The organism is Saliniramus sp., assembly GCF_035311605.1.
Taxonomy (GTDB): domain Bacteria; phylum Pseudomonadota; class Alphaproteobacteria; order Rhizobiales; family Beijerinckiaceae; genus Saliniramus.
The window spans coordinates 1-11,296 of the sequence record NZ_DATGCW010000204.1 but is presented as its reverse complement, the minus strand read 5'-3'; the positions used below and the strand labels follow the sequence as shown (position 1 = coordinate 11,296).

Genomic DNA, 11,296 nt, shown 5'->3' with positions numbered 1-11,296 from the left:
CTACGGGCTCGTCGGTGCCGGTCGTACGGCGATTGCCGAAGCCTTGTTCGGCCTGCGCGACTGTGCTTCGGGAACGATCCTGATCGACGGCAAGGAGGTGTCGATCGGCTCACCTGAACGGGCCATTGGAATGGGTATTTCACTGGTTCCGGAAAACCGCAAGGAGCAGGGGCTCGTCCTGCAGATGAGCTGTCGCGACAACATGACCCTGCCGCAGGTCCAGGATCTCACGGCAGGCCCTTTCGTCTCCTCCGGCGCGGAGATCGCGATCTTCGACCAGTATCGCGACCGGCTGGCCATCAAGACGCCGAGCTGGCGCCAGCCGGCGGGAGTCTTGTCGGGGGGCAACCAGCAGAAGATCGTCATCGGCAAATGGCTTTCGATGCAGCCCCGCGTGCTGATCGTGGACGAGCCGACGCGCGGCATCGATGTCGGATCGAAATCCGAAATTCACACCCTGCTGCGCGAACTCGCCGCCCAGGGCTATGCGGTGATCGTGATCAGTTCGGAAATGCCCGAGATCCTGCGTGTCTCCGACCGTATCGTGGCGATGTATCACGGGCGCATCACCCGGGAATTCACCGCTGCGGAGGTAACCGAGGATTCCCTCGTCCAGGCGATTTCCGGTGTGGCCGCAACGGCTGAAGCCTGATGCCTATCGGAGATTAAACCGGCCCATCGTCTATTCCGCCACCGCATCGCGGGTTTCCTGCGCGACAGGTGCCCTTCCTCCATCCGTGAGACTCTTCTCAACCAGCGCGAGGCGGCGTCTGGCCTTGGCGGCATGTTCGCCGCAGCGGCGCAAGCGGTCGATGGCGGTGACCAGGCGATCAAGGGTCATCGGGTCGATGGCGCCCTGCGCCGCCGAGACCAGCAGCGCGCTCTTCATCTGCTGATAGGCGCTCTCGACACGCTCCGCATCCGCCTGTGCCGAACCGGTGCCGAATCCCGGTTCGTCGGCTGAAGGGCCCGCGATAGTGGCGACGAGATTGTCGCGATAGGTGGCCAGGGCTGCCCGGATCGGTGGCGGCAGGCCTGGGCGGGAAAGGTCCGTCGGGCGCGCCTGCGCGGCGAGATCGGCCAGAGTCTGATAATGCTGCAGCGCGCGCAGCGCATGGCTCAGCCCGTCCGCGAGATGTGGCGCCATGCCCGAGAGACGCAGCCGCGCGATGAAATCGCGGATCGTGCCGATCAGCCGGTCTGTGGCCTCGAAATGCCCTTGCGCGTGCGCCCGGTCTTGCGGATCACCCGCCTCGGCCAGCATCACGCGCGCGGCATCCGAGGTGATGGCGCCGAGCCGGCGGATCTCCAGCGCGATGCTGCCCAGGGCAAGATCGGGAACTGCGCTCGTTGTGGGGTCGAGGTGACGCGGGCGGGCGAGATCCTCGTCTTCCGAGCGGTAACGGGTGCCGAGCCAGCCGATCAGCGGCGTCGCGAGCGGCCAGATGATCAGGATACCCAATCCCTTCACCAGCGTATGGAAGATGGCGATGGCTGCCGCGACGTCGATGCCGCCGATGCGCGCGCCGTCGAGATCGGCGCCGGTCCAGTCGCTCAACGTGGTGGTCAAGGCGATGAGCAGGGGCAGGGCGATGATGGCGATTATGGCGACGATCAGATTGAAGATCACATGCGCCAGCGCCACCCGCCGCGCCGGGGCCGTCGCGCCGATCGACGCGACAAGCGCCGTCGAGGTGGTGCCGAGATTGGCGCCGATCACGAGGGCGGCGGCGGGCTCCAGCCCGAACAATCCCCCGCTTGCCGCCGTTATCGCAATGGCGATGGAGGCGCTCGAACTCTGGGTGAGCTGGGTGATGATGAAGCCGATACCGACGAAGATCAGCGTGCCGGCAAAGCCGGGAATGATGAATCGGGAGATATCGATGGTCTCGGCAATATTGCCGAACGTATCCTTCAGGATGACGATGCCGAGAAAGAACAGGCCGAATCCGGCCAGAGCCTCGCCGAGCGACCCGGCCCGGCGCTCGCGGGCGACGAGGCGCAGCATCGCGCCGATGCCGATGGCGGGCAGGGCGAGGGTGTCGATACGCACGTTCACCCCCACCAGCGAGATCAGCCAGCTGGTCGAGGTGGTGCCGAGATTGGCGCCGAAGACCACCCAGACCGCCTGTGGCAGGTTGAGAAGGCCGGCATTGACGAAGCCGATCGTGGCGATCGTGACGGCTGTGGAGGATTGCGCGATGGCGGTGATCGAGAAGCCCGCCGCGAGGCCGCGCAGCCGCGTCGCCGTCGAGCGTGCGAGAATACCGCGCAGCGACGATCCCGCGCCCTGGCGCAGCCCGTTCGTCATCGCGCTCATGCCGAGGAGGAAGAGCCCGATCCCGCCGAGCAGCCCCATCAATGCCGATACCGTCAACGCCACCTCGCCATGGTCTGCTTTCCCCAAAGTGATCATCGCCTTTACGGGCGATCTGCGTAAACTGCCACGAATTTTCGAATCGCCTCAGGAGGGCATGACGCCATTATGCGCTTTCGCCGCAACATCGTCGCCGGGCTGCTCGCGATTATCCCGCTCTGGTTCACCTTCGTCGTGATGAGCTATCTCGTCGATCTCTTGATCGGAGCCGGCAAGCCGACGGTCAATACCTTCGCACGGCGCATCCGCACGGATAACGAGCTTCTCAGTGATCTGTTGATGGCGTGGTGGTTCCAATCGATCATGGCGCTGATCCTCGTCCTGGTCACCCTGTATCTGCTGGGTATCCTGGCCAATGCGGTGGTAGGGCGAAAGATGCTCTATTACGTCGACAAGACCATGGAATACGTGCCGCTGGCCAAGACCATCTACAGCGCCACGCGCACCCTGATGAACTCGCTCCAGCACGATCCCAAGGTGCGCCAGCGGGTCGTTTTGATCGAATTCCCCTCCCGCGACATGCGCGCCATCGGCTTCGTCACCGCGACCTTCACCGCAAGTGATACCGGCGAGGAAGTTGCCGCCGTCTATGTGCCGACGACGCCCAACCCCACCTCCGGCTATGTCGAGATCGTCCCCTCCCACCGTCTCGTCTGGCTCGACTGGAGCGCCAATGACGCCATGGCCTTCATCGTCTCCGGCGGCGCACTGACGCCGGGGCATATCCGGATGAATCCCGAGGCGAGGCCGGTGGATCGGGTGTAAGGCTTTGTGCGTTGCACAGACCGGCTGCCTGATCACCGGAGTCTCGCCCGTTCATGCCTGCCCTGCTCGCCGCTGCGCCGCTGGCGCTGATCATCGCCCTGATGCTCGGACTGCGCTGGTCGGCGGCGCGGGCGGGCGTGGCCGGGCTCGCGGTGGCGCTCGGCGTCGCCTATCTCGGTTTCGGTTACGGCGATGCGGTGCTCGGCGAGATCGGCCCCGGGCGGGCAGGAATCTTCGCCTTCGCCGAGGCGGGGTTCACGGCGGCGACGATCCTGTGGATCATCTTTCCCGCCCTTTGCGTCTACGAGCTCCAGAAACGCTCCGGCGCATTCGACGTGATCCGTGCCGGGCTTGCCTCGGTCTCGACGGATCGCCGGGTGCAGGTCTTGCTGATCGCCTGGTTCTTCGCCCTGTTCATGGAAGGCGCAGCGGGGTTCGGCACGCCGGTGGCGCTCGCGGCCCCCTTGCTGGTGAGCCTCGGATTCACGCCGCTCAAGGCGGTGACGCTGGCGCTGATCGGCCATGCGGCGGGGGTGTCCTTCGGCGCGGTGGGGACGCCGATCGTCGCGCAGGCCGATCTCACCGGCATCTCCGCGCAGGCGATCGGGCAATGGACCGGGCTGATGCATCTGCTCGTCGGCGCCGTGCTCGTGGTGCTGTTGATGCGCGTCGCCGATGACGGGCGCTTCGTCATGCGCGACAGCGCGCTCGCGGCTCTGGCCGCCTTGTGCTTCCTCGCCCCTGCCGCGCTGATCGCCTGGGCGGTCGGGCCGGAATTGCCGACTTTCGCCGGCGCGGTGATCGGGGCCGTGATCTTCGTCTTCGCGCTCAAGCGCCTCGGGCTGGAGCGCGCTGAAGAGACGCCAGCGGATGATGGCGCACAAAGAGGCCAAAGCGGGGGCAAAAACACGGGCGAGCGCCCCGGCGCGAGGGCGTTGCTGCACGCGGCTGCGCCCTATCTCGTCATCGTCGGCCTGATCCTCGCAAGCCGCATGATCGGCCCTTTGACGGAGATGTTGCGGGCATTCAGCATCGCCTGGAGCCTGCCTGGCGGGTTTTCCGGGCGGTTCGAATATCTCTACCACCCCGGCACCATGTTGATGACCGGTTTCATCCTCGGCGCGTTGTTGCAAGGGCGTACGATCCACGACCTGCTCTCAGCCGCCGGCGCAGCCGCGCGGCGGCTGGTACCCGTCGTCGTGGCGCTTTTGGCCATGCTCGCGATCTCACGGCTGATGGTGCATGCGCAGATGATTGACACGCTGGCCGAGGCGGTTGCGCGCACCGGGCCGATCTGGCCGCTCTTCGCGCCCGGCGTGGGCGGACTGGGGACCTTCGTCACGGGTTCTGCCACGGCATCAAACATCCTGCTCAGCGAATTCCAGATGGCGAGCGCGCGCAGCCTCGATCTGCCGGCGGTGATCATGCTCGCGGCGCAATCCTTCGGCGCGGCTCTCGGCAACATGGCCTGCCCGCACAACATCATCGCCGGCGGCGCGACGGTGGGGCTGCGCGGGCGGGAGGGCGATGTGTTGCGCGCCACGCTGATGCCGGCGGTGGTCTACGCGGTGCTCGGCGGTGTCGTCACGCTGATCCTCGTCCGTTGAGGCGCTTTTCAGGAATCCATTCATGTCGGTTCGCCGACAAAGCAGTTTACAATGATTATTGTATCAGGTAACCATGAATAGGCATGTGGTGTTGATCCAAAGGACCTTCTGAAATGTGAAATTGGCTCGGCTTGAGAGGGCGTGTCAATTTGCAACATTTTTTGCTCCCCAAGCTGTCCCATTGCATGGCGCGGCCTGATGCAGGGATGGAGCGCCAAGTCTTGGTCCCGCCCGACATGTCTTTTTCAAGAAATCGTTTCAGAATGTATGCCTAAACTCATGAAGTCGCGGTTTTGAAAATTTGAAGGTGAACGGATTTTAATAAAATTTGACTATCGCCGTATTTTGAAAGTTTCGGGTGTTCACATTTGATTAACTAGCAGAGATAATAATCATCTTCGTTGCGCCCGATATTGATTCGGGGGAACGGTGATTGTGGCGTTCGGATCGCGGTGCCGTCAGGGCTTTCGGGGCGGGGCGCGATCATGTCGAAGGGCTGATACCGGGGCTGTTTTGCATATCTGGGCCGGATGGCATGCGGGGCAAATGTCTTGCCGGGCGGGGCGTTCCGGTTCGTAACATCAAATGTTGCGCCGTGCGGTCGCATTTTCGAAAGGAATTCGTGATGCAACGTCGTTCTCTGTCGCCCGCCATGACTGCCAAGCCGGTCAAGGAGCGGACATTGCCGATCGACAAGGATGTTTTCGCCGAGCGCCTCTGGAGCGCGATCAAGCGCAGTGGCCTCACCTACAAGGAAACCGCGCGACGGGCACAGGAGCATCTGCCGCCCGGGGCGCGTATCAGCGATGTCAGCGTCTGGTCCTACGCCAAGGGCCGCAGCCTGCCGCGCCGGATGACTCATGTCGAAGCGCTGAGCAAGGTGCTCGGCATCGATACGGATGAGCTCCTGACGACGCAGGCCCATGCCCCGCGCGGCGCCGAGGCGGAAAACAGCACGCAGGAGGTCCAGATCGAGGATCTCGGCGACGGGCGCGCTTTTCTGCGCATCGCCCAGCCGCTGCCCTGGCAGGTTGCCGTCGAGATCCTGCGGCTGGTGAAGGCGAGCCCGGATGATGCCGAGCCGCGCGCAGGCGCTTCGGACGGGCAGATTTCCGGAATCCGCGGTGAGGCATTCCTGGAAGACGTGCTGCCCGCTTCTCGCGAAGAAGAGTGAAGCGAGACCCGACTTTCCTGCCGTTCGGTAAGGCCGTCACGCGACACCGCGCCCGGCGCTGCGGGGCTCGGATTGCCGGCCCCGGGCTGGAGCGCATTGTCCACATCGTATTGTCGCGCGGCGGATTTGCAGGAATCCGGATCGAACCCTGCCGCTTTCTCGACATTGTCATGGCGAAGCTGCGCGCTTCTGCGGCGGCAGGGCGGCGATGATTCGCGCTCACCGTCGTATCAGTTCTGACGAGTCGAGGTATTCATGACACTCACGAGACGCTTCCGTCTTGCTCCCGGTTTCGCCCGCCTGATCGGGCGGGAGCGGCCCGCCATGCCTGTCGTCGAAGGGCATTTTCCGGATCAGTCGGACAGGCGCTCCTTCCTGCGCCTCGAAGGGGAGGCCTGCACTCTGGTATTGCAGGATCTCCTGCCCGATGGCGGGATTTCCGAAGAGCGCACGGAGGTGTCGCGGGCGCAGGGCGAGGTGCTGATGGATGTCTGCGCCGGACGCGTCGTCTATGAACGCATGCCCTTCGAGGGTGGTGGTGGCCTCGATATCGAGATCCTGCGCTTCGTCTCACCTCTCCCCTGCGCGTTCATCCTGTTGCATTTCGCCGATTCGATGCAGGCCGGCGGCTTTCGCCCCCCATTATGGTTCGGGACCGAACTGAGTGAGGCGGAAACCTGCGAACCACGCCAGGTGGCGCTGGGGTGCAAACCTGCGGCACATGATGGAGAAATCCAGAATGCCGCCCTCGAATCGCTGCTCGATCATCTCGAGACGCGTTCCGGACGCCATGGGTCCGGATATCAGGGTGGTGTTAGCGGGTTGAGTGATGTGATGAATCAGGGGCCGGCCCAGGCGACTCAGAAGTTTGCGGCCCAAGGCGCATCCGCCCTGCAGAGTGCCTCTGTCCCGTCGAGCGGATCTGTGCCCGGCAATCGGGCCGCGCCTGCGCCTGACGCCGCTGCCCGCCCGACTCCGTCGGTGTCCAGGCAGAATCCCGCCGCGCAGGGCGCGTCCGCACCACGTCAGAATCAATCCGTGCGTCCGCGCACCACGCCGGCAACGGCCGCGCCCGCGCAGAGCCGTCCGCAGCAGGGCGATCCCGGCGACGATCAGGACCAGATCTTCGATGATGGCGCCGGCAAACCGGCTGCGTCCGAACCACGCTCTGCCGGGCGTTCGGGCTAGAGTATCATGCCGTCAGGCGGATACCCGCTGACGGGAACATGATGCACCAAACAATGACCTGGAGTGCGTTCCAATTTGACGGGTTCAGGACGGGTTACGGGACTGGCCGTGCCTCGTTATGCCCACTGATCGGCCCGTATGCGCAGAATTTGAGCGCGATTGCCCATGAAATGCGCGCGACATCGCGCGCCTGTCGGCTAGGGTAACAGCGTGGTCCGCAAACGATATTTCGCTCGGGATGCGACCTGCCAGAGGGAAAGAGGCGCCGCCGGCGTGTATGTGAAATCGGCTTTCGCATACGCACCGAGCGGCGCCCGCTTTCGATGCCCGCGGATCAGCCGGCGGGGTCTTCTTCCGATTGCAGCTTCTCGAAGAATTCCAGCCACGCTTCCTTGGGCTGGGCGCCGGAGACGGCGTATTTTTCGTTGATGATGAAGAACGGAACACCCGTCACGCCGACTTCCGCCGCGCGACTCTCCATCGTCGCTACCGCATCCGAGATCGCCTCGCTGCGGATGACCTCGCCCGCGAGTTCGGGATCGAGGCCGATCTGTTCGCCGATATTGATCAGCACCTGCGGATCGCCCACATCGGCGCCTTCCTCGAAATAGGCGCGAAACAGCGCCTCGGTGAGATCGTCGCCGAGGCCCGTATCGGAGGCCTGCGCCACCAGCATGTGGGCGCGCCGGGTATTGGGTGTGTGCACCAGCTTCTCGAAGGCGAAATGCACACCCTCGGCATCACCGCGCTGTTTCATCTCGGCATCGAGCTCGGCGCCTTTCTCCTCACCGAATTTCTGGGCGCGGTAATCAGCGCGCGGCATGCCTTCCTCGGGCATGTCGGGGTTGAGCTCGAAGGGTAGCCAGGAGACGGTCGCCGGGACGCCGCTTTCCTCCAGAGCGCTCTCCAGACGTCGCTTGCCCAGATAGCACCAGGGGCAGATGACGTCTGAGATCACGGTGATGCGCAGGGGCTCGGACATGCTTTTCGCTCCTTCCTCCGCATCCGGCAGAGGCGTTCGTCAGTTGATTTCTGGCTCCGGTATGCCGCCACTTCCCTCCAGGAAGTCGAAGTCGCAACCGGTATCCGCCTGGGCGATGTGCTGCGTGTACATCTTGTAGTAGCCGCGAGGATAATCCCGCGGCGGCGGCACGTAGCCTTTGAGACGATCCACGATTTCGGCATCGCTCAAAGCCACATCGATTCGCCTATTGTGCACATCCACGGTGATCATGTCACCCGTGCGCAGTGCAGCGAGCGGTCCGCCGACGGCGGCTTCCGGTGCGACGTGCAGGATGCAGGCTCCATAGCTCGTTCCGGACATGCGCGCATCGGAGATCCGCAGCATGTCGCGCACGCCCTGTTTGAGGAGTTTCCTCGGTATCGGCAGCATGCCCCATTCCGGCATGCCGGGGCCGCCGATCGGGCCGGCATGGCGCAACACCATGATGTGATCGGCGGTGACGTCGAGATCGGGATCGGCGACCGCCTTCTTCATCTGCGCATAGCTGTCGAAGACCAGCGCCGGCCCCGTATGCTGGAGCAGGTGCGGCTCGGCTGCGGGCGGTTTCATCACGCAGCCCTTGGGCGCGAGATTGCCGTAGAGGATGGCCGTGCCGCCGGACGAGGAGATCGGGTTGTCGAGCGGGCGGATGACGTCATCGTTATAGACACGCGCATCGGCGATCGCCTCGCCCATGGTGATTCCCGCAACCGTCAACGCATCGAGATGAAGCACGCCTTCGAGCCGCTTCAGCAGCGCGCGGATCCCGCCGGCAATGTGGAAATCCTCCATCAGCCAGGCGCCGGAGGGGCGTAGATTGGCGATGACGGGGACTTTCTGCGCATAATCGTCGAAATCCTGCAGCGAGATCGGTACATCCGCCCGGCGCGCCATGGCGACCAGATGGATCATCGCATTGGTCGAACCGGCCAGCGCATTGTGCACGTAGAGCGCGTTCTCGACGGATTTGCGGGTGAGGATGTCCGACGGCTTGAGATCATCCCAGACCATCTCGACGATGCGCCGCCCGCAGGCCGAGGCCATGCGCGGATGCGCGGCGTCGGCGGCCGGGATCGAACTGGCGCCGGGCAGGGTCAGGCCGAGCGCCTCGGTGATCGAGGTCATGGTCGAGGCCGTGCCCATGGTCATGCAGGTGCCGTGCGAGCGCGCGATGCCGGCCTCGATCTCTTTCCATTCCTGATTGTCGATATTGCCCGCCTCGCGCTCGGCCCAGTATTTCCAGGTATCGGAGCCGGAGCCGAGGATGGTGCCGGCATAATGGCCGCGCATCATCGGGCCCGCCGGCATGAAGACGAAGGGCAGGTTCATCGAGATCGCGCCCATCACGGTGGCCGGCGTGGTCTTGTCGCAGCCGCCCATCAGGACCGCGCCGTCGATCGGATAGGAGCGCAACAGCTCTTCCGTCTCCATGGCAAGGAGATTGCGGTAGAGCATGGTGGAGGGTTTCTGGAAGGGCTCTGAGAGCGAGATTGCCGGCAACTCGATGGGGAAGCCCCCGGCCTGCCAGATCCCGCGCTTCACATCCTCGACGCGCACCTTGAAATGGGCGTGGCAGGGATTGATGTCGCTCCAGGTATTGATAATGCCGATGATCGGCTTGCCCATGAAATCCTGGTGGTCATAGCCCATCTGCAAGGCGCGCGAGCGGTGCCCGAATGCGCGCAGGTCATCGACGCCGTACCAGCGGTGGCTGCGCAGATCTTCCGGTGACTTTTTTGCGGATTTGCGGGGCGTGCCCCCACTGGACGTATCCTTGTTGGACGTATCCTGCGCCATGATCATCTTCCTCCCGGCATGCGCTTGAGCCTTGCAAAAGGCTTGCAAGTGCGAACGCTGATTTTCCGAAAGGGTGCGCGGTTGGATGATGACGCGCAAGGCGCAGCCACGCAAACCCGCTTGCCGCATTCGCGCCGTCTGCTGAGCGCGCTACGTTATGGCCTGAGGGTGAAGACCACGATGATCGCAAGCATGGTCGGGGTGAGCAGCAGCGCAGGTACGATCACCGCCGGATAGCCGAAGATCATGATGGCCAGGGCCCAGAGCACCAGCAGGTTCACCACGAACAAGATCCGCGACAACGTATCACCGTAGACGGCATCGCGCAGAAGCCATCCGAAGATCGGGATCCAGTAGAGGGCGCGCAAGACCATGGGGGAGAACTCCGTGCGTACTGATTTTGCGAGTCGCATAACGTGCTCGACCAGGCTTCGCCGAGGCGACGAAAGGTCGCTCAGTAGTCGTCCGTAAGCTTTTCGACGGTTCGTCTCAAGCCGCAAGCGCGGCGTGTTCCTGCGCAGCGATCTCGAAGGAGCGCAGGCGGGCCGCCTGGTCGAAGATCTGCGCGGTCACCATGATCTCGTCGGCGCCGGTGCGGGCGATGAAGGCGTCGATGCCCGCGCGGACAGTCTCCGGGCCGCCGCAGACGGTGCCGGGCGCGAGCCCGTCGAGCAGGGCGCGCTCGCCGGGGCCGAGGCCGGCCTCGTAATCGGCGACAGGCGGGGGCAGTGGCCCCGGGCGCCCGTAGCGCAGGGCGACGAAGGCCTGCTGGCGCGACGACATCAGATAACGCGCCGTGGCATCGTCCTGCGCGGCAAAGACGTTCAGCCCGAGCATGACATGGGGCTTTTCGAGATGGCGCGAGGGCTGGAAGCGTTCGCGATAGACCCTGATCGCATCCATCATCTGCGCTGGTGCGAAATGCGAGGCGAAGGCATAGGGCCGGCCGAGCATCGCCGCGAGCTGCGCGCCGAAAAGGCTCGATCCCAGAATCCAGACGGGCACGTCGAGTCCCGCACCGGGGATCGCCCGGACCCGTTGGCCGGGCTCCGGCGAATCGAAATAATGCATCAGCTCTACGACATCGTCGGGAAACTGATACGCATCGCCGCTCAGATGGCGCCGCAACGCCTGTGCCGTCGCCTGATCGGTGCCCGGCGCGCGCCCGAGTCCGAGATCGATCCGCCCGGGAAACAGGCTCGCAAGCGTGCCGAATTGCTCTGCGACGACGAGTGGCGCGTGGTTGGGCAGCATGATCCCGCCGGCCCCGACCCGGATGGTGCGCGTCGCGCGGGCGATATCGGCGATGACGATCGCCGTCGCGGCACTGGCGATGCCCGGCATGTTGTGGTGCTCGGCCAGCCAGTAACGCTGATAGCCGAGCG

The 11,296-nt window shown here is 64.4% G+C and carries 10 protein-coding genes; 5 read left to right on the top strand and 5 right to left on the bottom strand.

Translation table 11 applies throughout. The features are described 5' to 3' along the window. The coding region (locus VKP01_RS09385; protein WP_324411889.1) for an ATP-binding cassette domain-containing protein at nucleotides 1–652 on the top strand (652 nt) is incomplete at its 5' end. 30 nt (nucleotides 653–682) lie between these two features. Here VKP01_RS09385 and VKP01_RS09380 read toward each other — a convergent pair. Beyond that, nucleotides 683–2,407 (bottom strand): Na/Pi symporter, encoded by a 1,725-nt coding sequence (locus VKP01_RS09380; protein WP_324411888.1) that lies wholly within the window; start codon nucleotides 2,405–2,407, stop codon nucleotides 683–685. Nucleotides 2,408–2,485: 78 nt separating this feature from the next. On the opposite strand from VKP01_RS09380, the gene VKP01_RS09375 reads away from it, so the two are divergent. The 4 genes from VKP01_RS09375 to VKP01_RS09360 all read left to right on the top strand — a co-directional run bounded on the left by VKP01_RS09375 (nucleotide 2,486) and on the right by VKP01_RS09360 (nucleotide 7,111). Then, entirely contained in the window at nucleotides 2,486–3,142 is a 657-nt protein-coding gene (locus VKP01_RS09375) for a DUF502 domain-containing protein (protein ID WP_324411887.1), read from the top strand. A gap of 53 nt (nucleotides 3,143–3,195) precedes the next feature. Beyond that, on the top strand, nucleotides 3,196–4,749 hold the full coding sequence (locus tag VKP01_RS09370) for an L-lactate permease (protein ID WP_324411886.1): 1,554 nt from the start codon (nucleotides 3,196–3,198) through the stop codon (nucleotides 4,747–4,749). Nucleotides 4,750–5,374: 625 nt separating this feature from the next. Further along, nucleotides 5,375–5,923: a hypothetical protein gene (locus tag VKP01_RS09365; protein ID WP_324411885.1), complete on the top strand. Its 549-nt coding sequence runs from the start codon at nucleotides 5,375–5,377 to the stop codon at nucleotides 5,921–5,923. A gap of 255 nt (nucleotides 5,924–6,178) precedes the next feature. Beyond that, a complete protein-coding gene (locus VKP01_RS09360) occupies nucleotides 6,179–7,111 on the top strand; it encodes a hypothetical protein (protein WP_324411884.1) in 933 nt (310 codons plus the stop codon). A gap of 334 nt (nucleotides 7,112–7,445) precedes the next feature. On the opposite strand, the gene VKP01_RS09355 is transcribed toward VKP01_RS09360, so the two are convergent. The 4 genes from VKP01_RS09355 to VKP01_RS09340 form a co-directional block, all read right to left on the bottom strand. Beyond that, nucleotides 7,446–8,093, bottom strand: a complete 648-nt coding sequence (locus VKP01_RS09355; RefSeq protein ID WP_324411883.1) for a DsbA family oxidoreductase — start codon at nucleotides 8,091–8,093, stop codon at nucleotides 7,446–7,448. Nucleotides 8,094–8,132: 39 nt separating this feature from the next. Further along, entirely contained in the window at nucleotides 8,133–9,911 is a 1,779-nt protein-coding gene (gene araD / locus VKP01_RS09350; protein ID WP_324411882.1) for an L-arabinonate dehydratase, read from the bottom strand. A gap of 155 nt (nucleotides 9,912–10,066) precedes the next feature. Beyond that, complete coding sequence (locus tag VKP01_RS09345; RefSeq protein WP_324411881.1) at nucleotides 10,067–10,285, bottom strand: hypothetical protein; 219 nt, start codon at nucleotides 10,283–10,285, stop codon at nucleotides 10,067–10,069. Nucleotides 10,286–10,400: 115 nt separating this feature from the next. Continuing rightward, on the bottom strand, nucleotides 10,401–11,296 hold an 896-nt coding region (locus VKP01_RS09340; RefSeq protein WP_324411880.1), incomplete at its 5' end, for an LLM class flavin-dependent oxidoreductase.

Coding starts and splice junctions, on each gene's coding strand:
- araD (WP_324411882.1), bottom strand. CDS start 9,911: ATGGCGCAGGATACGTCCAACAAGGATACGTCCAGTGGGGGCACGCCC.
- VKP01_RS09365 (WP_324411885.1), top strand. CDS start 5,375: ATGCAACGTCGTTCTCTGTCGCCCGCCATGACTGCCAAGCCGGTCAAG.
- VKP01_RS09375 (WP_324411887.1), top strand. CDS start 2,486: ATGCGCTTTCGCCGCAACATCGTCGCCGGGCTGCTCGCGATTATCCCG.
- VKP01_RS09345 (WP_324411881.1), bottom strand. CDS start 10,285: ATGGTCTTGCGCGCCCTCTACTGGATCCCGATCTTCGGATGGCTTCTG.
- VKP01_RS09370 (WP_324411886.1), top strand. CDS start 3,196: ATGCCTGCCCTGCTCGCCGCTGCGCCGCTGGCGCTGATCATCGCCCTG.
- VKP01_RS09360 (WP_324411884.1), top strand. CDS start 6,179: ATGACACTCACGAGACGCTTCCGTCTTGCTCCCGGTTTCGCCCGCCTG.
- VKP01_RS09355 (WP_324411883.1), bottom strand. CDS start 8,093: ATGTCCGAGCCCCTGCGCATCACCGTGATCTCAGACGTCATCTGCCCC.